Origin of the sequence: Sphingobium sp., assembly GCF_049304695.1 — a bacterium.
Classification (GTDB): domain Bacteria; phylum Pseudomonadota; class Alphaproteobacteria; order Sphingomonadales; family Sphingomonadaceae; genus Sphingobium.
In genome coordinates, this window is record NZ_JBAQOK010000043.1 from 15,410 (window position 1) to 38,597 (window position 23,188).

The 23,188-nt window shown below is 60.0% G+C and carries 19 protein-coding genes and 3 pseudogenes; 11 read left to right on the forward strand and 11 right to left on the reverse strand.

The features are described from left to right. The first annotated feature begins 39 nt into the window (after positions 1–39). Genes WA070_RS06270 through WA070_RS06290 form a run of 5 tightly spaced genes read left to right on the forward strand, consistent with a single transcriptional unit; the run spans position 40 to position 5,011 of the window. The gene (locus tag WA070_RS06270; RefSeq protein WP_422633257.1) at positions 40–465 is read left to right on the forward strand and encodes a MarR family winged helix-turn-helix transcriptional regulator; all 426 of its coding nucleotides are present in this window, start codon (positions 40–42) and stop codon (positions 463–465) included. Then, complete coding sequence (locus WA070_RS06275; RefSeq protein WP_086486328.1) at positions 462–2,444, forward strand: FUSC family protein; 1,983 nt, start codon at positions 462–464, stop codon at positions 2,442–2,444. The genes WA070_RS06270 and WA070_RS06275 overlap by 4 nt, the downstream gene beginning before the upstream one ends. Then, entirely contained in the window at positions 2,441–2,653 is a 213-nt protein-coding gene (locus WA070_RS06280; RefSeq protein WP_024018728.1) for a DUF1656 domain-containing protein, read from the forward strand. The genes WA070_RS06275 and WA070_RS06280 overlap by 4 nt, the downstream gene beginning before the upstream one ends. Before the next feature lie 10 nt (positions 2,654–2,663). Next, a complete protein-coding gene (locus tag WA070_RS06285; RefSeq protein WP_169575534.1) occupies positions 2,664–3,572 on the forward strand; it encodes an HlyD family secretion protein in 909 nt (302 codons plus the stop codon). Next, positions 3,569–5,011 (forward strand): efflux transporter outer membrane subunit, encoded by a 1,443-nt coding sequence (locus WA070_RS06290; RefSeq protein ID WP_092960347.1) that lies wholly within the window; start codon positions 3,569–3,571, stop codon positions 5,009–5,011. Before WA070_RS06285 ends, WA070_RS06290 begins: the two co-directional genes overlap by 4 nt. A 790-nt stretch (positions 5,012–5,801) precedes the next feature. Here the strand turns inward: WA070_RS06290 and WA070_RS06295 are convergent. The 9 genes from WA070_RS06295 to WA070_RS06335 all read right to left on the reverse strand — a co-directional run bounded on the left by WA070_RS06295 (position 5,802) and on the right by WA070_RS06335 (position 15,694). Next, the gene (locus tag WA070_RS06295; RefSeq protein WP_086486326.1) at positions 5,802–7,289 is read right to left on the reverse strand and encodes an efflux transporter outer membrane subunit; all 1,488 of its coding nucleotides are present in this window, start codon (positions 7,287–7,289) and stop codon (positions 5,802–5,804) included. A gap of 7 nt (positions 7,290–7,296) precedes the next feature. Continuing rightward, positions 7,297–8,802, reverse strand: coding sequence for an MDR family MFS transporter (locus WA070_RS06300; protein ID WP_024020661.1), 1,506 nt, complete (start codon positions 8,800–8,802; stop codon positions 7,297–7,299). 53 nt (positions 8,803–8,855) lie between these two features. Next, positions 8,856–10,004, reverse strand: a complete 1,149-nt coding sequence (locus WA070_RS06305) for an HlyD family secretion protein (protein ID WP_422633258.1) — start codon at positions 10,002–10,004, stop codon at positions 8,856–8,858. A gap of 568 nt (positions 10,005–10,572) precedes the next feature. Beyond that, positions 10,573–11,046 carry a hypothetical protein gene (locus WA070_RS06310; protein ID WP_405053679.1) on the reverse strand — a complete coding sequence of 158 codons (474 nt, stop codon included), beginning with the start codon at positions 11,044–11,046 and terminating at the stop codon, positions 10,573–10,575. A 149-nt stretch (positions 11,047–11,195) separates the two neighbouring features. Then, on the reverse strand, positions 11,196–11,774 hold the full coding sequence (locus WA070_RS06315; protein WP_235955309.1) for a DUF4142 domain-containing protein: 579 nt from the start codon (positions 11,772–11,774) through the stop codon (positions 11,196–11,198). Positions 11,775–12,175: 401 nt separating this feature from the next. Further along, complete coding sequence (locus WA070_RS06320) at positions 12,176–12,733, reverse strand: ABC-type transport auxiliary lipoprotein family protein (protein ID WP_235955281.1); 558 nt, start codon at positions 12,731–12,733, stop codon at positions 12,176–12,178. Positions 12,734–12,870: 137 nt separating this feature from the next. Beyond that, positions 12,871–13,800, reverse strand: coding sequence for an MlaD family protein (locus WA070_RS06325; RefSeq protein WP_024020666.1), 930 nt, complete (start codon positions 13,798–13,800; stop codon positions 12,871–12,873). After that, positions 13,800–14,576, reverse strand: coding sequence for an ABC transporter ATP-binding protein (locus tag WA070_RS06330; RefSeq protein ID WP_031309820.1), 777 nt, complete (start codon positions 14,574–14,576; stop codon positions 13,800–13,802). Before WA070_RS06330 ends, WA070_RS06325 begins: the two co-directional genes overlap by 1 nt. Positions 14,577–14,584: 8 nt before the next feature. Then, entirely contained in the window at positions 14,585–15,694 is a 1,110-nt protein-coding gene (locus WA070_RS06335; RefSeq protein ID WP_286863902.1) for an ABC transporter permease, read from the reverse strand. Positions 15,695–15,916: 222 nt separating this feature from the next. Here WA070_RS06335 and WA070_RS06340 point away from each other — a divergent pair, with 222 nt between their 5' ends. The 5 genes from WA070_RS06340 to WA070_RS06360 all read left to right on the forward strand — a co-directional run bounded on the left by WA070_RS06340 (position 15,917) and on the right by WA070_RS06360 (position 21,041). Further along, entirely contained in the window at positions 15,917–16,411 is a 495-nt protein-coding gene (locus WA070_RS06340; RefSeq protein WP_024020669.1) for a MarR family winged helix-turn-helix transcriptional regulator, read from the forward strand. Then, entirely contained in the window at positions 16,401–18,017 is a 1,617-nt protein-coding gene (locus WA070_RS06345) for an ABC1 kinase family protein (protein ID WP_254908111.1), read from the forward strand. The genes WA070_RS06340 and WA070_RS06345 overlap by 11 nt, the downstream gene beginning before the upstream one ends. Before the next feature lie 70 nt (positions 18,018–18,087). Further along, positions 18,088–19,029 (forward strand): MlaD family protein, encoded by a 942-nt coding sequence (locus WA070_RS06350; protein ID WP_286863906.1) that lies wholly within the window; start codon positions 18,088–18,090, stop codon positions 19,027–19,029. Positions 19,030–19,244: 215 nt separating this feature from the next. Next, on the forward strand, positions 19,245–20,117 hold the full coding sequence (locus WA070_RS06355; protein ID WP_024020672.1) for an alpha/beta fold hydrolase: 873 nt from the start codon (positions 19,245–19,247) through the stop codon (positions 20,115–20,117). Positions 20,118–20,276: 159 nt separating this feature from the next. Continuing rightward, on the forward strand, positions 20,277–21,041 hold the full coding sequence (locus tag WA070_RS06360) for a class I SAM-dependent methyltransferase (RefSeq protein ID WP_140159605.1): 765 nt from the start codon (positions 20,277–20,279) through the stop codon (positions 21,039–21,041). A gap of 48 nt (positions 21,042–21,089) precedes the next feature. Here the strand turns inward: WA070_RS06360 and WA070_RS06365 are convergent. Together WA070_RS06365 and WA070_RS06370 are read right to left on the reverse strand one after the other, a co-directional pair. Continuing rightward, positions 21,090–21,293, reverse strand: a pseudogene (locus WA070_RS06365) (transposase domain-containing protein); the annotation flags it as partial. 28 nt (positions 21,294–21,321) lie between these two features. Then, positions 21,322–21,684: pseudogene (locus tag WA070_RS06370) on the reverse strand (integrase core domain-containing protein); the annotation flags it as partial. Positions 21,685–21,837: 153 nt separating this feature from the next. On the opposite strand from WA070_RS06370, the pseudogene WA070_RS06375 reads away from it, so the two are divergent. Then, positions 21,838–23,131: pseudogene (locus tag WA070_RS06375) on the forward strand (IS110 family transposase). Positions 23,132–23,188: the final 57 nt, after the last annotated feature.

Sequence of the window (23,188 nt, forward strand, 5' to 3'; positions counted from 1 at the left end):
AGAACCAGCCCCGTCACGCTTTTTGAACTCACGAACGCTTTGCAGCCGATCCGGCGTGTCTGGGTTCAGGCAGTCAGTCTCGCACTCGTCGACTTCGGACTTCCCGCATCGCTCATTTCGGCGCTCATTCTGGCGTCCCGTCATGGAGACAAGGGTGTCAGGCAGAACGCGCTGGCCGAGGAAGTCGGGGTCAATCCGGGCGGCATGGTGCGCATTCTCGACCAGGCCGAAGCCGCCAACCTGCTTGAGCGGCGCGATTCTCCCGAGGACCGGCGCATCAAGACGATCCATGTCATGCCGAAAGGTCGTGACCTTGCGAAGAAGATGGAAAAGGCGGTCACGCGGCTCCGCGACGACCTCCTTGGTGATCTTCCTTCGCAGGACATCGAAACGACGACGCGCACGCTGCGTTTGTTCGAGGAACGGATCGGTCAGTTCCTGCAGCAGGCGCGGACGGGCCGATGAAAGTCAGCGCCGATCAGCTGATCTTCTCTGTTAAGCTGTTCGTCGCGGGCATGATCGCATTCGCGATAGCGGTGCGGATCGGCCTGCCCAATCCTTACTGGGCACTTGTCACCTGCTGCGTCTGCATGAACCCCATGAGCGGGGCGATCCGGTCGAAGGCCGTCTATCGGTTCACCGGAACTTTCTGCGCCGGCTTCGTCACGCTTGCCATGGTCGCGCTGTTTGCGAGCGCGCCGCTGCTGCTGATCGCGGCGTCGGGAATCGTGGCAACCCTGGCGTTCGGTATTTCTTTCCTCGACCGCACGCCGCGCAGCTACGGCTTCCAGCTTTTCGCGATCACGCTCATGCTGGTGGCCGTCGCCGGCGTGGATCATCCGGAGATCATGTTCGATACCGTTGTGGCGCGGGTCAGCGAAATCACCCTCGGCATCCTCGCGACGACCCTCGTTGACGGCGTGATCGCTCCGCGTTCTCTTGAAGGTGCGCTACGCGCGCGCCTGCATCGCTGGCTGCCCAGCATCGAGACCTGGGCGAAGGATGTCCTTGATGGCCATGAGGCGGACGCCCAAGGAGAGCATGACCGGCTAAAGACGCTGGCCGACATCACATCCCTGTCACAGCTGACCGGAGCGCTGCGCTACGATCCGACGATCCATCGCGATGACCTGCGGCACGCGCTCGCGATCCAGCAACGCCTGCTGCGCATGGTCCCGCTCCTTTCCGCAATCGGCAGCCGCATCGCGGGCCTTGGCGAAGCGGAGCGCTTGGCCCTCCGACCCTCTCTCGCCACGGCCAGGGCCCATCTTGATGCCGGTACGGAACCGCCACCCGATCTGGCCGATGCCGTGCGCGCGCTTCCGCTCGATGCCAGTGACGCGCGCGCGTGGCAGCAGCTCATTCATGATGCGCTGGCCGACATGCTGGCCGAAATGCTGACGCTCTGGAGCGAAGTTTCGCGGATCGAGGCGGCGTTGAGCGGAAAGGCGAAGCTTGCGCCCGCGCTCGCGCGAACAGTCAGCGAGACGCGGGCGTTTCCGCTCAACCCCGACATTGATCACGCTGCCCGGATCGCGGCGGGAATCCTCGTAACCTACGCCCTCCTCTGCGGGCTCTGGTATGCGACGGGCTGGCATCAGGGCGCGAACGCGGTTCTGCTGGGCACCGTAACGCTGGCCTTTTTCGGTGGCGGCGACGAGCCGGGCCGAGCGATCGGAATGTTCGCGCGTTTCGCCCTGCTAGCGACCCTGCTGGCGGGGATCCTGTGCTATGGCCTGCTCCCGCTCGCCGCCGATTTCTCGACCTTTGCGTTGATGATGGGCCTGTTCATGCTGCCGCTGGGCGTCTGGGCGGCCGTCAATCCGATGGCGACGCTAATCCTCGCCTTCGGGCTCAGCAACATCAATCTCCAGGGCCATTATTCGCCGCCCGATTTCGGAACCTTCGTCGAGGCGAGCGTCGCCAGCATGCTGGGCATATTCACCGCCATTCTCGGTGCCGGCCTGTTCCGTACCTGGGGCGTGCAGCATCAGCTTCAGCGCGTCCTCCGCATCGAAGCGCGCGAGATCGCGCGGCTGAGCCGGTCGCCCAGCCGACGGTTGCGAGACAGCTATGTCCAGCGGGCGCTCGACCGCATTTCGGTGGTGACGGCGCGCCTTGCCGCAGCCGGGCAAATCGAGCGGAGCGCCGGCCTGCTCATCCGGCTGCGGGTCGGCGCGAACGTCGCCGACCTGCGCTCGATGGGCAACGCGCTTCCCGCCGATGCGCGGCAGGCGACGGATCGGGTTCTCGATCAACTCCGCAGCGAGTTCGACAAGCCGCAGCCGTCGTCCCGTCTGCTCGCGCTCATCGACGAAGCACTTGATGCGCTCTGGCCGGGAGATGGTTCGCCCGGCGCTCGCCCCGACCGCGCCATTCATGCCTTAGCGGGTCTGCGCATCGCCCTGTTCGAGCGCGCGCCGGCCTGGGTACCGGCGACATGATCGGCGAAATCGACATCGCGGGCGTGTTCGTTTCGCCGCTGCTCCTCTGCGCGATCCTCGGCTTCGCGATGCGCCTGCTGCTGTCGCGGGTGCTCGAGTCCATCAGCTTCTACCGCCTCGTCTGGCAGCGCCCGCTGTTCGACACCGCCCTGTTCCTCATCCTGACCGGCACCGCCTTTCTGGCTCTACGCCTTGTCACCGCATCCTGAAGTGCCCGCCATGACCCTAGATCGCGATACCCTCCTCCGCCTGCTCAAGCCCCTGCTCACCCTGCTGGTGGTGGGTGCGGGCGTGTTCGTCTTCTGGTACCTCTATAATTACTACACCTACGCGCCACAGACGCGCGACGGGAAGATCAGGGCGGATGTGGTCCCGCTCGCGGCAGACGTGTCGGGCCGGGTCGAGCAGGTCCACGTTCGCGACAACCAGGTGGTCAGGCGCGGCGACATCCTGTTTACCATCGACCATGTTCGGCTGCGCAATGCCGTTGAGCAGGCCGAGGCCGCTGTCGCCACGGCACGGGCAACGTTGAACGCCGCCGAACGGGAGAACCGCCGCTATCAGGCCCTCTCTGATATCGTCTCGGGACAGCAACGTGACGACCGCCGCTCCACCGCCGAGGAGGCCCGCGCACGCTATGCCCAGGCGATCGCTGATCGCGATCTCGCCCGCATCAATCTGGCGCGCGCCGAGGTGCGTGCGCCGGTCAACGGCATCGTCACCAATTTCTCGCTCCGTCCCGGCGCCTATGCGGCCACCGGGCAGCCCGTGATGACGCTGGTCGATTCCGACAGCTACTATGTTGCCGGCTATTTCGAGGAGACGAAGCTTTCGCACATCCGCCCCGGCGTCCGCGTCACGATCCGGGTAATGGGCGAGGATAGGCCGCTTTCTGGCCATGTTGAAGGCCGATCGGCGGGCATTGACGATCGCGAACGGACGACCGCGTCCGGGACGCTACTCGCGAATGTCAATCCCACCTTCAGCTGGGTCCGTCTTGCCCAGCGCATCCCCGTGCGGATCGCCATCGACAAGGTGCCGCCCGGCATCGATCTGATCGCGGGCCGGACGGTCACCGTGACGCTCAATGGCGCGGAAAATGCGCTCGGCCCCGGCCGGAGCGAATGACGATGGGGCGCGTCGGAACGAAAAGGCTGCTCGGACTGATGGGCGCGCTGATGCTCGCTGGCTGTGGCACGGTCGGCCCCAGCTATCGGGCGCCGCCCTTGCCCGCAGGCATCTCGGATCGGCCCGCAAGCTTTGCCGAAGGAAAATCGCCCGCCTATTCGGCTGAACCCTTGCCCCAGCGCTGGTGGCGCCTCTACGCTATTCCCCAGTTCGATGCGCTCGTCCAGGAAGCGATCGAGGCCAACACCGACCTCAGGGTCGCGGCGGCCAATCTCGAACGCGCGCGCGCGATTGTCCAGGAGGTCGAGGCCGGCGCGGGCGTCCAGACTTCCACGGCGGGCGGCGTATCGGTGGGCGAGCCGTCCAATCTCGGTCTCGGCTCGCCCAACGGGACCCATGCGACATTCGACGCCGGCGTCGGCATATCCTATGAACTCGACGTCGTGGGCCGGATTCGGCGCACGATCGAAGCCGCGCAGGCCGATGCGGAAGCGCAGGCCGCCGCCTATGACCTTGCGCGCACGACGGTCGTGGCCGGAGTGGTCGGCGCCTATGGAGATGCCTGCGCGGCCGGCGCGCGGATGACCGTTGCCCGCCATTCGGTCGAACTGCAGCGGCAAAGCCTCGCCCTCACCGAAAGAGGCGTGCGCGCCGGCCTCTACACGTCGCTCGACGCTACCCGCTCGCGCGCGCTTCTGGCTCAGCTCGAGGCAGCGCTGCCGCCGATCGAGGCAGGCCGCAAAGCTGCACTATTCAGTCTTGCCGTGCTGCTCGGCCGGACGCCCGAAGATTATCCGCCCAATCTCGCGACCTGCCGGATCATCCCTTCCGTCGACCGCCCCCTGCCGATTGGCGACGGTATGGCGCTGATCCGGCGCCGGCCTGACATCCGCGAAGCTGAACGCCGGCTTGCGGCTGCGACGGCGCGCATCGGAGTGGCGACGGCGGACCTCTATCCGAGCGTCAGCCTCGGCGCATCGCTCGGCACGACCTCGCGGAGCGTGGGCGGGCTGGTCGACGATTCGGCGTTGCGGTTCAGCTTCGGCCCGCTCATCTCGTGGTCCTTCCCGAACCGACGCGTCGCCAGGGCGCGGATCGCGGAAAGCGATGCAGCGGCGCGCGCGACGCTGGCGGCATTTGACGGAAGCGTCCTCGCAGCTCTCCGCGAAACCGAGACGGTCCTCAGCACCTATGCCCGTAATCTGGACCAGAATGCAAAGCTCAGGCGCGCGCGCGATGAGAGCCGGAGGGCTTCCGGGCTCCAGGCCCGGATAACCGGGGGCGGTCTTGGAACAGGCCTTGAACTGCTCGACGCGCAGCGAAGCCTTGCCACGGCCGAAGCAGCGCTGGCGGCCTCGGATGCGTCCATCGCCTCGGATCGCGTTCGGCTGTTCCTTGCGCTCGGCGGCGGCTGGGGAGGAGCCATGGCGGGGCCATGATGACCGAGCCTTCGCGAGGCGTACGCTCCGCGGATGTTTGATGGGGCCGAATTACAGAGGAGCAGCCCCGCCTCGATAGGTATCCTTTGTGCTGACGGATCAGGTCCCGGTGCCCCTCCACGCCGCAACTGACGCCATGGTGGCGGGAATTGAACGATCCGCTGCTCGATCAACTGATTTGACGGGCGCCGTTCTCCAACCCGTCGATTGATATCGCCGAAGCGCGTGTTCGGCACCCGGCAGCCTGATCATGTGGTGGGGTTGGTCTCGCCTCATGAGTATCCAATTCGGCACGATGCTCGCCAATGATGCACTTGTGGGTTGTTTAATCGCATCCCGGTCAAGGCAATTTCGATCTTCGTCGATCTATGGTTGTGAGGTCGTAAGCTTGGCTGGTTTTACAAGCGCCCCCATCTTCCGCCTGCGGGTGATGCCGTCTGTCGGGTACAAGGTCGTATACGCGGTCAGGACAACTCCCCGCGGGATAGATCTTCGTCGGACAGAAATTCTATCCAATCACACGTCGAGGCCGATAAACTGCTCTATGGTTGTCTCCGGTCCGATGTTGCGTCCGGCTATGCGGTCGTGAATCCGTATTTCATCCTATCTGGGGCAACCCCCGTCAAAGACATCGCAATCGCCCCGGGGCGCGTTACCCCGCGAAACTCTGTATAATCGCAAGGGCCGCAGGATGGATGCCGAACAGGCGGGTTGCCCTGTGCCAAAAGTCATCATTGCGGTGGGCAGGGCCGCCGATTCTTGTATTGGCAAGTCCGGACAGATACCGTCATTATTTGCTCATAAGGGCTGAAGCTTGACTCCCCGCTTCTGTCCATCCCAGTCCAAGCGACTTCTGTATGGCAACATAGCTGGCGGTGAGGGCCGCAACCGCACTGTGCAGGTTTGCCTCTGCAAGCCGCTGCTGGCGGTCAGCCTCAAGAGTGTCGCCTCTCGAAATGACCTGCCGCGCATAGCGCTGCCGCATCAGCGTTGCCGCTTCATCTGCGGACCGCTTGATTTCGGCAAATGCGGCGACGTTTCGCCTTTGCTGTGCAAAGCGCGCAAGCGACGTCTCCGCGTCCTCAAGCGCGCCGAGCACTACCTGCCTATATTGTGCCTCGGCTTCATCGCGACCAGAGCGTGCCTGCGCTATCGCCGCTGACGTTCGTCCAAAATCGAGCAAGCCCCATTGCAGCTGAGGGACGGCGATGTTGGAAATATTGCCCAGATCTACCAGGTCTCCGATGGACGTGCCGCCAATCCCGAGAATCCCCATGAAGCTGATTTTCGGAAAACGAGCTGCTTCCGCGACCCCTATCCGGGAGGTTGTGGCGGCGAGATTGCGCTCCGCAGCGCGGATGTCGGGACGACGGCGCAGGAGCGCCGAAGGGTCTCCGATCGACACCCGCGCAGGGGGGATCGGGATATCGCGCCGTGGCGTCAATAGCGGATCGAGAGATCCCGGCGCTTCACCGGCGAGAACCGCTAGCGCATTCATATATATTTCGATCTCAGCATCGGCCGCGGCGAGATCGCTGATCGTGGCCTGAACCGCGCGGTTCGCTTGGCCGACAGTGAAGGCCGGGATTGTGCCTTGCCCGAAACGCTGCCGGGCTAGGGCGAGTTGCTGGCGCTGAAGGTCGAGACCTCCCCGAAAAGCAGCGGCGCGCTGCTGCCGGTCACGAAGATTGGTATAGGTCTGCGCGACTTCAGCGCTGAGCTGAACCTTTGCGTCTGCAACATTATACGCCGCTGCCGCCGCCAGCGCGTTTGCCGCTTCGATTTTTCGCACCTGCCCGCCCGCGAGATCTATTTCCCAGTTTGCGTTCAGACCAAGGTTGTAGAAACGCAGAGACGTGTCCGCATCCTGGGCGGATGAAGGTGCCGGAACAGGTGTGGGTAGAGTACTTCCTTGACTGGCCTGGAGATCGATCCCGGGAAGATCAGCAAATATGGCCGCGCCCTGAGCACCAGCCGTCGGCAGGCGGTTTGCTCGCTCCTGGCGTACAGACCCACGGGCTTGGCGAAGTCGGGCCTGCACAACATCAATCGAGGGATTCGCGACAAGAGTGCGCCGCTCGAGCTCATCGAGAACCGGATCTTGCAGCGTCGTCCACCATTCGGCGAGTTCGGGCTCGCTGGTCGACGCATCCGCTGGTTGACGAACGAATGTCGGCCGCGGCGCGGCTTGGCCGAGCTCTGGTGGTCCGGAATAGTCCGGGCCGACCACACATCCACCAAGGAGCAGCGGAAGGATGAGACCACTTAACTTTGCCATTACCACCTCAATGCATCGTCAGCGACATCCCCTTGGGGAGCGGGCGAAGGAAAAACACGAACGGAAGCGTCACAAAAGTCGCTACCGCCATCGTCAAGAATATGTCGTTATAGGTCATGACGAACGCCTGCTGCTGAATTGTGCCAGCGAGCGACTGAAGGCCCGCGTCCATATTTCCCAGAGTATGAGACATCCCCGCGATATACTCCTGCACGCTTGGATCGTTTGCCCACAGCGTTTCCTCCATCCGTCGGCTGTGGAGTGACATACGCTGGTCCTGGAACGACGTCAGGGCCGCCAGAGCGAATGAGCCACCGAGGTTTCGCGCAGCATTGAAGATGCCTGAGGCATCTCCAGCATCCTCCTTGCTGACTGAGGTAATGGCGGCCTGGTTCAGAAAGAGCATGACAAAGATCATCCCCACCCCGCGCAGCAGCTGACCGGTAGTAAAGGCTTCGCCTGCGGATTCCACTGTGAGACTGGTGTTCACAAAGCAGCTAGCAGCCATAAGCGCGAGGCCAGCGCCAACGGCCAGCCTGATGTCGACAACCCGCATCAGAAACGGCACGAACGGCATCACAAAGAAGGCAGGAACGCCCATGAGAAAGATGACCTGTCCGGTCTCGAGGGCATTATAGTCGGCGATAAGCGACAGGAACTGCGGGATGACGAAGGTCGATCCGTACATCACCATGCCCAGCGCTAGCGCCATGATAACGACACTGCCGAACTGTCTGCTCATGACGATTCGCAGCTTAAGGACGGGCTTTGCTGCCCAGATCTGTCCGATCGCCAACATCACAAACCCTGCTACGGTTATAAACGTCAGCCGGATGATAAGCGTCGATTCGAACCAGTCTTCACGGTGCCCCTCCTCGAGCACGATCGTCAGTCCTCCAAGGCCAAGGATCAGGCCTATAATACCCAACCAGTCGGCCTCGCGAAGATAGACCCAATTCGTACGTTCGTGCGGCAGGCCGAGCAACAGGAGCAAGAGGAGTATCCCGCAGACCGGAACATTGACGAAGAAGGCATAGTGCCAGCTCAAATTTTCCGTCAGCCAGCCACCGAGCAAGGGGCCAAGAACGGGTCCCAAGATTACGGTCATTCCGAAAAGGGCCATCCCGATGGGCTGCTGGGGTGGCGGGAGTCGCTTTGCGACAATCGTCATGGCGGTGGGTATCAGCAGCCCTCCCATAAGGCCCTGCCCGGTTCGTCCGATGATCATCGTCATAAGGTCGGTGGCGATGCCGCATAGGATGGAGAACCCGGTAAAGGCAGTCACGGAAATGAGAAGGAGGGTTCTCAGTCCCAAAAGCCGTTCAAGCCAGGCGCTCAGCGGAATGACGACGATCTCGGCAACGAGAAAGGCGGTGGCGATCCACGTTCCCTCAGTGCCGGTTGCTCCGATTTCGCCTTGGATCGTTGGCAGTGCCGAGTTGACGATCGAGATGTCGAGGGTCGCCAGCAGTGCGCCGAGCGAGCCGGCAGCAACAGCGATCCAAGCGGTCAAGTCCGCACGCGCGGAACGAGCTGCGTCTGGAGATGCTGTGACCGTGACCACTGTCAACGCTTCCGGCTTACGGCCTGACGGAGTCGATCCATCTCTCCTCTGGCTGAACGCGTATCGACCGTTACTCCAACCGACATTCCCGGCACAAGGAGCGTGCGCACTTCGAGAGGAGCATCGATTGCAATGCGTACAGGCACGCGCTGTACGATCTTTGTGAAGTTTCCGGTCGCATTCTGGGGGGGGAGCACCGAGAATTGGGCGCCCGTGCCAGGGGCGATACTGGCAATACGCCCGGTCAGTTCGACGCCAGGGAGCGCATCGATTTCGATGCCAACAGGCTGGCCGACGCGCATAAGCCCCAGTTGAGTTTCCTTGAAGTTCGCCTCAATGAACAATCGATCGACAGGAACCAGTGTCATCATGCGTGTGCCGGGCTGCACGAATTGCCTCACACGGACAGCCAGATCGCCCACACGGCCATTGATTGCAGCCTTGAGCACTGTCGATTCGACGTTGACGCGCGCCACCTTGAGTTGGGCACGCGCGGCCTCTGCTTGCGACTGGGCCTGACGCACCTGCGCGCCCAGTGTACCGACACGCCGTTGCGCGGCGATCAGCGCCGCCTGCGCAGCATTGGTTCGCTCGCGAGCTTGTCGTGCCTGCGTCTGAAGCTGCGCGAAACGCTCCCCTGGCTCAGCGCCTGATGCGGCAAGCGGCTGATATCGCGTAACCTGCTGTGCGGCGAAAGCAGCCTCGGCGCGCGCCGCGTTGAGCTGGGCTTGCGCTTGCGCTATGGCTGCCTGCTGTTCGGAAATCTGAGAGCGCGTCGTATCCCCCGCAGCCGTTGCCGTTTCGATCTGGCTGGTAATCTGTTCGGTCTGCGCCCGATATTCGCGGGGATCGAGTTCAGCCAGAGACTGCCCCTGCCGAACCGTCTGATTCTCGATAACGAACACCCGTTCAACATATCCGGCGATCTTGGGCGCTGTGATGACGGAATCTGCCGCAACATAGGCGTTGTCGGTCACCTGCATGTATCGGCCCCGGTTCTGATGATCCAAGTACCAGACAAAGCCACCGATGAGCAGCAGGATCGCGCCAATGAGCATCGCGAGGCGAACGCGCGGCGATTTAAGCGGCGACACCGCAGATTCGCCGAGGCCCTCAGGATCCGCCGAAACAGTGGCCGACTTGTCCGCCATATAAATTACAATCCCAATGTTGCGCGGTGTGGTTCTGTCTTGCAGCATTAAGGAGTGATCGGCAATTGCATATTATATGGAACCTCAGCATTACGCAGAGATAACCCGCTCCTTGCCCGCCGCCGCTGGACCGGTCCTACACCTAAGCCGCATATCAGGCTGTAGCTCCCCCAATCTTCAAGCAAGAATCAAAAGATACCGAGGAGCGGTTTGCCAGGCTGGTGCACAACACAGAAACTGATGGCGCGTGATGCCGAGCACTCCGACGCGAAAAATTACTTTCCCGATCGGGCGGTCGTTAAGAAGTGAGCCTCGAATTGGTGTCCCGTTTCAATCCCCACAATTGTGGCCTATGGTGATATCAGCCAGGGTCACACGAAAGGTGACCCGGCACTTTGATCGGTTGGGCCGCCGTCACCTTGCCTGGAAGCAATAATATAGATTGTTTCTGGCCCGAGTAGCTTTTCGTTATTCCCGCCCCGGCCCATTACCCTGCAATGCCATAGTTCAAGAGATAATGCGCAGCGTCACACAGAGGCGTCGAATTCAATAGCGTCAGCTTTCGTCGCTAATTTTTGCTCCCCGGACAGCGCCGCGCGAGCGCTGTTCCACGAAGAAAGCCGCGGCGTGCGAAGCCGGCGTCAATCGCTGCCGCCAGGCGTCTTTCGGCCGGAGCTGCGCCCGAAATCTCCCGAACTAAGCCCCGAAACGGTATGATTGTGTTAACAATAGTTTTCCCTCCAGCCTCGGCCAGCCGACCAGCCCTGTTCTCTTTTTTGTTGTTGCCGACCGCAAAATCAGGTCCGAGGACGCTATCGAGCTCCGTAGTTGCGGCCTTGATCTGCGCACAGGATTTCAAGCCGGCGAGACCATATGGATTTTCTTGCGCTCTTTCCAGAATAGCTGGAATTTCGGTTTTGGCCGCGCCAATATCTTTCGCCGGCTGCGTGACGATTTCCCGACCGCGGTCAACTGTCTCATCTTTTCTGGCGGGTTGCTCGGGGGTTTGTGCAAGAGCCGCCATGGCAAAAACAAGTATCATCATCCGCCCAATATCCTGAAGACAAGGTTGAAAGCATAAACACGACCGCTGTGGGGTTCGCTGTTACCTCGCTTGAAATAACAGCGGCTGCCCGCCAGGGCATGACGATCACATTGAGTGGCGCCCGTGAAGAACGGGCGCCACTATGATCATTGACCGCCGGTCAATGCTGAAGGAAGAAGTGCCTTCCCATTGGTGAGTTCTTGCTCAAGTGTGGGAACGGCGGTTCCCGCGACTTGCTTCAAGGCTGGGTCGGTGCCGTCTTGCGCATAGCCTTTGTTGATGGCCCATGCCGCCTGTAGTACCTGGGCGGACTGGGATAGATAAAGATTATCGAAGCTGCCGCGCGGCGTCTTCTGGAGCAGCTTCACGAGTGCGGCTCTGTCGGAGGAAAGCGATGACGATGGCGCTTTTATTGTCCGCTGATCGTTGCGCAGCGCGGCCATGAGTGCTTTCTGCGCGATTTGCGCTTCGGTCTGAACACGTTTGGCAAAAGCCTTCACATCGTCACGCTGAGCCTTGGTCACGGCGAACTGCGCTGCTTTTATTTGATAGAGGTTCGCATCCGATGCAGCCATCACAAAGGCTGGCTCATTCTGTCCAGCTATCGGTGTTGTGCCGGTATCCATGCTCGACATTGAACCTGTGTTTGTTGGTGAAACAGCTTGGGCGAGAGCCCCTGAACCTGAAAGCGCTAGCGCGCCCGCGGCCATAATGACTTTCAGCATAATACCTTCTCCGTAGAATAGATTTCGAGCGGTCAAGTGGCCGCATCACGTTAAGCGTGACGACGTCGTAACGATGCTGTTGGATAATCGTTCCACCATCGCCCGCATTGCATAAATTAAATTGTCAAATGAGTGTCACTTAAATCGACAGCGGACTGCATTTCATAATCCGATAGCAATATTAATCATTGCGAGATTTGACTTATCACATGGTCGATATGCTATCGCTTATTAAGACGTAGAATCCGGGATTATACTATCTTGCTTACTCTGGCTCCGATCGGGTCAGCCCTTCAGATAAAAACAAAAACTCGTAGATACCTACGAAGCTATCTGGCGCATGGCGATTTTGTACATGCTTTCGCGCCCTAAGATTGTAGAGATCGGCGACAAGTTCATGATCAATTTATCCCCTGCTTGCGTTCCATTCGATCCTTCGATGTATCAAGCGCGCGCTCCGTGGAATGCTTCCGCGCTGCTTGCGCGGACCAATCCGTCAATTCTGTGGTTGAGCGAGCTACTGCACGATCGAAAGCGGCGACTATCCCGCTCGTGGTATTTGCGGACGCTGGCTCCTGCACCAAGAAGCGCTTGGCCTCAACGGGACGACGATCAGTAAGGTCAAACAGGGTTGCATCGCCTTCGATAATGACAGTGGGCGGTGCTTTTTCACCCCCATCTAGGGCATACCGTGCTTCGAATCGCTCGATATCAATCTGCAGCGCATGCGATGCCCCGGTGGCATTTCTGACGCCCGTCAGGCGCACGTCAGGTGCCCGCGCCGCATATTGACGCATCAGCGCCTGGGTGAAAAGATCGGGGACCGGCGCCACCCAACGAACCCCCTTAAGGTAGAGCGCACGTTCCCCCCGCGTGGTGAGCATGCGATCGCCCTCTACCTCCTGCGAGAACCGGGGGCGAAGCAGAGATACAGAGCGAGTCGGGAGCGCACCCTGCATCCCGGTGACGGACGTGGGCTCAACCACGCCAAACCTGAAAAGGTCAGCGCGCTCGCCGCCGCCTAGCAGGTTTCCACAGCTACCCAGCAGCAAGGCGCTCGACAGAAGTGCAAAAGTCCGATTCCTGGTTGATAATGTCACTTAGGCAACTCCAGTTCAGCACCCCGGCTTTTGGCCAGAGCTTCGCGGGGACTTTGTCGGATCCCGCGAATTAGCCCGTCCAGCGATTCAGCTGTTTCTTGCAAGGTCAGCATGGTCGCATTGATATTAGGGATCGTGGTCGTACCGATATCGGCGCTTTGCGTGTCGAGTTTGGCGATCACGCCGCGAGCCTCATGAACTGCCGATTTGAGTTCGTTTGCCGCCTGGGAGATATCGGCGAAGGCGCGCTTGCCATCGCCATCGGCAATCTGCCGAACGGCCGAGGCCGCGCCCTGAATATCGTCAGCCGCCCGATCCAGTTTGGCGAGCGCGGAACCGGCATGGGCGAACATGGTCCGATTGGCCGCCAGTTCCGCCGTAGTCATTCGGACATCGCGAATGGCACCGCCGATGTTGGCGATATTACGATCAGAAAGGACCTTGTTCACACGGCTCAGTGCCTCGGTCGCGCTTGCCACCACCTGTCCTCCGCCTTGCAGCAATGAAGACATAGCGTTGGGCTTGCTGGCGATGACAGGCCGCTTACCGTGATCATTGGTCTTGAGCAGCGGCTTGCTCGGCGTGCCCGCGCTGATTTGCACGATGCTGACCCCTGAGATGCCCTGACTTTCAGAGGATGCGACCGAATCTTCGCGCACCGGTGTCCCGCGCGTCAGTTCGATATCCGTGATCACACGGTTGGGGTCGCGCTGGTCGAGGCGGATTCCGCCGATTTCCCCGACCTTGATGCCGTTGAACTGCACTTCGCCTCCAACGCTTAAACCTCTGACTGGCCCATGAAACACGATCTGGTAAGAATCACTTCCTTTGGCCGAACCGCCGAGCCAGACCACAAAAACAAGCGTGGCGATAAGCAACGCGATGGAGGCGGCGCCTACCAGAGCATAGTTGGCATGGCGTTCCATCAGCTTTCTTTCTCTTTTTTCGCGGCACGGCCGCGCGGTCCCAGAAGATAGCTCCGGATCCACGGGTGATCTGACCGTTCAAGTTCTTTGATCGTTGCAACAGCGGCGATTTTCTTGTCAGCGACAACCGCAACGCGGTCGCAAATCGCGTACAGAGTATCGAGGTCGTGGGTTATTATGAACACGGTGAAGCCAAGAGCATCCCGCAATGTTCTGATAAGATCATCGAATTCGGCTGCAGCAATTGGATCGAGGCCGGCAGTCGGCTCGTCGAGAAAGAGGATATCAGGATCCAGCGCGATTGCGCGGGCTACCCCCGCGCGCTTGCGCATTCCGCCAGATAGCTCGGCAGGCTTCAAGCAGCCTGCATCTTCCGGCAAACCAGCAAGCTTGATCTTCAGCCTTGCAAGATCGTGCACATACTCACGTGTAAGTTTCGTATGTTCCAGAAGTGGCGCCTCGACATTTTCTTGTACGGTGAGAAAGGAGAATAATGCGCCTTGCTGGAACATCACCCCAATCCGACGCTCGACTTCACTGTGCGCTTGCGGATCGCGGATGTCCTGCCCGAATATCTCGACGGATCCGCCATCGGGCTGCTTGAGGCCCAGGATGGTGTTGAGCAGCACCGACTTACCGGAACCCGATCCGCCAACCACACCCAATATCTCACCGCGCTTGACCTCAAGGCCGAGATCCTCATGGATGACCTTGTCGCCAAAAGCCGTGCGCAGGCCTTTGACGCGAATGGGCACGTCTTCGGCATCGGTTTCCACAAGCGCCCTCACAGATCGAGCGCCATGAAGATAACCGCGAAAATCGCATCGAACATAATGACCATGAAGATTGACTGGACGACCGCGGACGTCACATTTTGACCAAGGCTTTGGACGTCGCCGCCGACCATAAGGCCATGCCGACAGCCCGCAGCAGAGATGATCAGAGCCAGAAACGGCGCTTTGCACATGCCTATCCAGAAATGCTTAATGTCCACCGTTTCGAGCGTACGCTGGATGAAGAAGACCGGGCTGATATCAATCGTCACCCAACTGACCAAGAGTCCGCCAGCAAGACCGCCGATATCCGCGCAGAAGGTCATAAGAGGCATCATGAGAAGCGCGGCTAAGATGCGCGGGATTACCAGCGCATCGAAGCGGTCCACGCCCATAACCTGCATCGCATCGGTTTCCTGGTTCATCCGCATCGAACCGATCTGAGCGGCAAAGGAAGATGCGGAACGTCCAGACAGAAGGATGGCAGTGATCACCACGCCGAACTCGCGCAGGATGGCCACGCCCACCAACTGGATCGTGAACACCTCAACGCCAAGCGTTGTCAAAAGGTTGGTGCCAACGAGCGCAATGACCGCGCCGATGAAGAAGGTCATGATAAAAACTATCGGAAGCCCATTAATGCCCGCGTCCTGCATGAACGCGACAAGCGGCGTCATGCGCAGTCGGCGAGGATCGCCAAGGGTACGGCCGAGCGCCACAATAAGCTGCCCAGTGAACACCAGCATCTGGTAGGCGTCATCGGCGATCCCGACTAACTGACGGCCGAAGCGCTCGAAAAATCCCAGAACACCAGTGACGCCAGCCTTACCGGCCGTATCTTGTTCAAGGGCAGGTCGAACAAGGTCTATCAGCCTTTGCAAATCCTCTCTTTCGCCAAAGTCTATATCGGCGTCTGGAGCCATGGACCGCAAAAGCAGGAGGGCACCGGCAGTGTCGATCCGCCCCAGAGCAGAAAGATCGAGACGCTGCACGTCTAGACTCCCGGCCGACTGGGCACCCAGGCGCCCTGCCGCATCGCCCAAAGCAAGCGAAGTCCAGTCACCGCTCACATGCAGAGTCGGGCCGCCACCCTCGTCAATATGCCAATCTGCCGCGATCATCGCACTAGCAGCATGGGAATTGAGCAGCGGACGATTTCGGCTCCTGCTGGCATCAACGCCACGCAGCGCATATCTTGAACCTTGGCATGGTCAAGCATTGGGGTCTCACGATGATGATCGAGCAATGGCACGCCATGGGCCAAGAGGTGCCAGCTTCGTCGCAGTCATAACTTTATCCTCTCCCCTTGCCATGCCATCGAAGATTGAGCAAGGACATAACATATGGAACCTCAGGAAGTTCATTTGCGCGCACTCGCGACGGCCTTTGGCTGGACCTGGTACAGAATGCGGCGGCTGATCGACACGCACCTTGCGTCCCAAGGAGCATCGATGGCCCGTCTTAAGCTGCTGGTATATCTCGCCGAGCAACCCAGCCGCTCAACCGATATTGCAAGCTTCTTCGATCAGGCCCCGCGCACGGTAACCCAGGCGATTGACTGGTTGGAGCAGAATGATCTGGTCACGCGCTCGCCCGTTGAAGAGGACCGTCGTGTAAAGCTCGTGGAAATCACGGACGCAGGCAGGGCGATGCTGGAGCAGGCCCTGCCACTCTACGATGGCATTGTGGCGAAGACCTTCGGCAGCTTGACCGCGGAAGAACTGGAAGCATTGGATAGGGCGATCCTTCACCTCGACAAGGTCGTGGATCAACTCGAAACGCAAGCTGGCTTCCGCCGAGGTCGCGTCCCCACGCTCAAGGCACATAATGATGGCTGATCCTCATTTGATGGACGGGCCTGAAGCGGTCGCATTGAAGGAGCGGGAGCGGTTCGCACAAATCCTGCTTCTGTTCGGGCGACACGGCCTCAAGGGAATGGCCTCCCGGCTAGGTCTCAGACTGGGTGGTGAGGAACCATTTGATAGCGCTCGACCAGAAGCAGTCGTTGCGCTGCTGCAAGATATCGGTCCTGCAGCGGTCAAGTTCGGGCAGATTCTTGCAATGCGAAGTGATCTGCTGGAGCCCGATTGGATCGATGCGCTTTCGAAACTTCAGGACCGGGTTCCGCCGCTGCCGTTCGCCACCGTGCGACCACTTATCGAAGAGGCGATCGGCGGAACTGTGGAAAGCTATTTCGCCTCCTTTGAAGACGAAGCGATTGCGGCCGGCTCGATCGCTCAGGTCCATGCAGCAACGCTGCTCGACGGCAGGGACGTTATCGTCAAGGTCCGTCGTCCCGGGATCGAGCGGATTGTCGACGCCGACCTTCGGCTGCTGCGCCGCGTCGCCCGGATCGCAGAGCGCCGCATCCCCGAGATCGCGCGACTAAAGCCGGACGAACTGCTGCGCCACTTCGCTGAAAGTATCGATCGGGAAATGGACCTTGGCGCGGAAGCTCGCGCCAGCGATACGATCGGAGAGTATCTCAAAGCTTTCGGCGTGCGAACGGCTCGCTTTGACTGGGAGTTGTCCGGCAGGCGTGTCAACATACAGGAGCGGTTTCGAGGCGTTCCGGCAAGCAATCTGGAGGCGGCGCGGCAAAGCGACCTTGATCTCATTAGCCTCGCCAGCACCTATGCGCAGGCGATCCTCCACATGATCGTCATCAATGGTCATTTCCACGCCGATCCCCACCCCGGCAACGTCTTTTTCCTGGAGGACGGAACGCTGGGGCTTATCGACTTCGGAGCGGTGGGGACGCTTCTGCCGCGACGCCGGGAAGAATTGGTACGGCTTGGCCTGGCGATCGCGGCGGAGGACACAGGCGGGGTCGTCGATATTCTGCTGCTTTGGGCGGGCGACCCTGATGTTGACCGTGTCAGGCTGGAAGAGGCCCTGGCCGAACTGATCAACCGTTTCAGCAATGTTCTGCTCGAGCAAATTGACCTTACCGACATTTTCCAAATCGTCTTTGCGATACTGCGCGACTTTCATCTCGCGCTCCCGCCCGATCTGGCACTGGTGCTCCGGACGCTGCTCACGGCAGAGGGATTTGTCCGGCGCATCGATCCGACATTCGACATCACTCGAGAACTGGCTCCGCTGGCAAAGGAACTGATGCGCGAGCGAACGAGTCCGGCGCGATTGCGTGGCGAAGCGGGCAAGCTGTTTGCAGCGCTTGGAAGAGCCGCCTTGTCAACGCCGAGCCTGGTGGGACAGATCGAGAGAGTTGCGCGTACCGGATCGATCACCGTCAGTATCGCACCCAGGGATCTTGAACGATTGCGCGGCGATGAGCGCAACAGCAGAGCCACTCCCCAGCTCTACCCCGCAGCATTGGGAATATGTGCTGCAATCCTTTTCGCCTCGGAACCGATCATCGCCGGGCTGCTGTCGGTGCTTTCCATTGCCCTGGCAATTGGCGAACGAGTGAAGCGGCGGTGATCACGTTCCAAATCTCGCGAAAATTAAAAGCTCATTTGTCGCGCTACCGGCTCCAGGATTTCTAGGTCACATGGAAACGCGTTCGAACTGGTTGAAGGTGAGCCTTGTTGTCGGCCTGCTCATAACCGCCGTCATTGGGTTCACCCTGTGGCTCATCCAGTCACGTGAGGCTGACGGGGCCACGTATGAGGTGCAGTTTAAACAATCGGTCGACGGCGTTCAAATCGGATCGGGCGTCAACCTTCTTGGTGTTCCCGTTGGGAAAGTAACCCAGGTCCGGCTCCAACCTTCAAATCCGGATACGGTCGTGGTCCGGTTCGTCCTTACCAAGGACATCTTACTCCATCGCGGCGTGACAGCGTCGGTCGATAAATCATTCTTCGATGGATCGGCAGAGATAAGCCTGGCGGGAAGCAACAAGCGTGAACCGGCACTTACAGTTCAAGCGGGACAGCCATTCCCGCTTGTACCAGTGAAGACCGGCGGCCTCCTCAGCGGCGACCTCAATCCAGGCGAGATGATCGCCAAGATATCGTCAGGTGCCGAGAGCATCGCAAAGAAGCTGGACCCTGCCGGTCAGCGATCCATCGAGGAACGTCTTGGCCAACTCGCGCTGCGCTCGCGGAACTGGAAAAGCGATGTCAGTCAAATCGCGGGGGAGGCCCTGCAGGAAGACAGGATCCATTCTCTAGGGAATGTAATGGCTCGGGCGGGAGACGACGCGGAGAGGCTTCGCCTGAGGCTCGAGGCATCGCCGGGCGGTCTTCGCGACAGCCTCGGCCGGCCCTTGCATGATGCCGAAGGCAAGGCCCGGTCTCTGGGCCTATCCATTGCACACGCACGGCCCCGGATCAGGCAATTGGAAGGGGATGCGCAACAAATCGCCGAAACCGCCCGCTCCGTTCGCGAACCAGTTCGACGCGTGGGCGATGCGGCCAAGAAGATTGACCGGGAAGGCTTGGGATCTCCCAAACTACCTGACTACCGGCCCACGACTGAGGAACGGAAATAGATGATCGCGATCGACCGCTCAGGAACGGACCAACCCTCGTCTTCATGCACAGGCGCGCAATCAGCTTCTGTGAAGCACGAACTCAGGACGATAGAACAACCCTCTCAATTCTTCGCGCGTGTGTGGATGCAACGTCCTGAAGTGGCGCAAAGGCAAAGCCAAAAATGGACTAAGGGGTTTATCTTCAATCGGGCCTGCAGGATCGAGACTGGTGGATGACCGGGAAGAATTGCAAAATCGATGGAGCCGCTGGTATCAGCCTGGCTGCTGAAGTGAAGGGCGAATGCAGGGCGATGCCCGTCTTGCTTGCCCACGGGGCGGGTCAGACTCGCCGCGCCTGGAAGCGGGTAGTGCAAGATCTGGTCGAGGCGGGGTTTCGCGCTATCGCTATAGACATGCGTGGGCATGGCGATAGCGACTGGTCGAGCGCAGGTGCGTATGACGTGCGCGACTTTGCGGCCGATCTCGTCGCGGTAGCATCAGGAATGGATCGCAAACCGGCTCTGGTAGGCGCCTCCCTCGGCGGCCTTGCCGGAATGATAGCCGAAGGAGACCTCGCCCCAGGCAGCTTCGCATCGCTCACTCTTGTAGATATAGCCCCGCGTATCGAGCCGGGCGGCGTGATGCGGGTGGTCAGCTTCATGCAAGAACATGTCGAGACTGGCTTTTCGTCTCCGGAAGAAGCTGCACAAGTCATTGCGCGCTACATGCCACATCGTCGCAAGCGCAGAGCGGGTGGTGGCCTACGGCACTATCTCCGGCAGAAAGAGGATGGCCGCTATTACTGGCACTGGGATCCAGCATTTATTCGCAATATGGTGGCTGCACATTGCAGCGACACCGCGCATCAGGAGCAGCAAGTCAATATATTATACAAGGCTGCCGCTAATTTGACGCTACCGCTGCATCTGATCAGGGGCGGATCCAGTGATCTTGTCTCGGAAGGCGCTGTCGAACATCTGCGCGAACTGGCACCGCATGCTGAATATACCGACATTATCGATGCCACGCATATGGTCGCAGGCGATGCAAACGACGCCTTTTCTGCCGCAATTCTCGGCTTTTTAGGGCGCCAGTCCAGCTTCTAGAGGGACGAGCATGGGAGAAGAGATTTGCTCCTGATCATCGAGGGTCGGACGACTTGCTGTGGAGAGCGCCATACATTGGTGGGTTTGCCTAAGATGACACTCGGTAACTGGCTGCTGCCTCGCTCACTGGACTGCTATCCATAACGAAGGTGACGAAAGTTGACGACCAAAAATCTGACCGGCATGCTGGCCAAAAAGATGCCGCAGGAAACAGGCACCGCGCGCACAAAGGGCGAAACCCTGTTCCAGCTATTCTTTGCGCTCATCCAATGGCCTTGGCTGTTGAAAAGCCTTTATGGGGGAAACAAAGCTGAAAAAAATGCTGTTCTTGAGCGTATAAACCTTGAACAGGACGCCTTGCCTCATCTTGGCAGCTGGAAAGCAGACACTTACCTTCTTCACAGGATTGTTGATGAGATTGAAGTCCGACAACCGAAAAATGTTGTGGAATTAGGTTCCGGAGTAACTTCGCTGGTTATCGCCAAAGCATTGTCGCTTCACGGTGGCGGGCATTTATACAGCTACGATCAGTATGAACCGTTCGTTGAGCAGATGGGCATTTGGCTCGCTGAGCACCACCTGTCGGCAAGTTTCAGCCATGCTCCGCTGAACTTTCGGGACCAGGCCTGGCCTGGATTATGGTATGCCTTGCACGACCTTCCACAGACAATTGATCTGCTTGTCATAGATGGACCGCCTTGGTCAATTCATCCCTTTACCCGAGGAATGGCGGAACGCCTTTTCGAACGTATCGCACCGGGAGGCCTTATCATGCTCGATGATGCAGCAAGACCGGGAGAAAGATACGTGGCGCGACGCTGGAGGAAAACCTGGAGAGACTTCGAGTTCAAGTTCGAAGGCACGGGCGCCAAAGGCTTGCTAACGGGACGGAGGATCGACAGATCGGATAATCGCCAAAAGTGACGCTGTAATGCATTAGCGACTTCCGTTGCTGATTCGTAAGCGGTGTTTTCAGCCCACGTCGATCCAGGGCATGAGTTTGTCGACGGCATTGGCCTGATGACCTGCGGCGAGGCGCGAGAGCGTAGCCGTCAACCAGTCGTGCGGGTTGATGGCGTTGAGTTTGCAGCATTCGATGAGCGTGGCGATCACCGCCCAGTTATCGCCGCCTTCGTCCGATCCGGCGAACAGGGCATTCTTGCGGTTCAAGGTGACGTGACCCCCTGGTTTCCACCAGCACGGATTAGAGCCCTTCAGCTTTGTTGCGCATGAGCGCGGGTTGAGCAATGGCCTGCGCAGCGGAGCCCGTAGGGCGTAGCGAAGCAGGCCATTGCTTATCCAGTTCAGCGGCGAACGCCGCTGGGGTCTCGTATCCCAGGGATGAGTGCGGCCTCTCCTGGTTGTAATCCTGAGCCCAGGCGGCGATCACCACGCGGGCATGGTCCAGGCTGAGGAACAGCGTCTCGTTGAGCAGCTCGTCGCGCATGCGGCCGTTGAAGCTCTCGACGTAGCCGTTCTGCATCGGCTTGCCCGGCGCGATGTAGTGCCACTCGACCCCGATCTGTCCGCACCAGGCGAGGACCGCGTTCGAGGTCAGCTCGGTGCCGTAGTAAATTGGGAAGCAGGTTCTGGAATGGTCCGGTTGCCTTGATGGAGACAAGAGCGCGTAGCGCCCGCCGGCTTCATCAAGGCGGTCATGATCGCCCAGCAGGTCTCTAAAGTGAGGTTGTCGAGACGACACTTTGGAGGCTGACCAACCATGACCAAGCTCTCTTCTACACCCGCAGGCGCCGTGCTCGTAGCGATCGATATGGCCAAAAACCGCCAGGAGGTGCTCATCGAGCGCCCTGAAGGAGGACGGCGCAGGCGCATGACGGTGCTCGCGACCAAGGCGGACTATGATGGCTTAGCCGAGCAGCTCGCCGCCATTGGCAGGCCCATCGTGGTCGGCTTTGAGGCGACCGGCAATTACCACCGGACCCTTGCGCATCGCTTGCTCACTGCAGGGTTCGAGCTGCGGCTCATCTCCTCGGTTGCTTTGGCGCGCACGCGAGAGGCGTTGCACAATGGCTGGGATAAGAATGATCCCAAAGACGCGCAGGTCATCCTCCACATGCTACGGATCGGTGCCACCCAACGCTACGTCGACCCACTTGCCGCCGGGATCAACGATCTGCAGGAACTGTCCAAGACCCACGAGGTCGTGTCTAGGATGAAGACGCAAACCTGGCATCGCATCTTGACCCACTACCTTCCGCTGTATTTTCCCGAGATCGCGCGCTTTGCCGGCAACAGCCGGTCGGATTGGTTCCTGGCGATGATCGAGCGGTTCCCGACCCCGACGAGCATCACCTCGCTTGATCGGGAGGCCTTCTCGGCCGAGGTATGGCCCCTGATCGGGCGCAAGGTCTCCAAGGCGCGGCTGATCAACGATGTGTATGAGACAGCGTGTGCTTCTACCGCGTTACCAGTGCCAGAGGACTCTACGGCGATCACCATGTTCCGTATGGTCATTGCGCAGGGACGAAGTCTCATCCAGCAGCGCGACGAGATCGAGCGGCTTGCCCATCTCAGGCTCGCCGATGACGTTGACTACCAGCTGCTGCGCAAGATTCCCGGCATCGGTCCGATCAATGCACTGACGATCCTGGCAGAGGCAGGCGATCTTCGCCGCTTCAGCCATCATCGCCAATTTCTTAAGTTCTGCGGCCTCGATCTCGCGACCTGCCAATCAGGCACGTTTCGCGGTCGCACGAAGCTATCCAAGTACGGCAACGCACGATTGCGCCGGACCTTCTGGATGGCCGCCCAAGTCGCCGCGCGCCAGCGCGACAACAGCTTCCGCGACAAGCTCGGACGATATACCGCCGGGCACGCGGACGATGCCGATCGTCGCCGAAAGGCGATGACGGCGCTCACCGCCAAGATGGCGCGCGTGGCTCACGCGGTCGTCAAGACGGGGACAGAGTACCGACCGTTCGTCGAACGGTCGGATGCCAGGTGGAAGGACCCCTCTCTGCAAGTGCCGTGAGGGCGCGAAAGCGACCCTGTAGATAATGTTCGGGCCTTCCACCTGGGTGCGTATCTCGTTCTAAGGACGGTGAGGACCA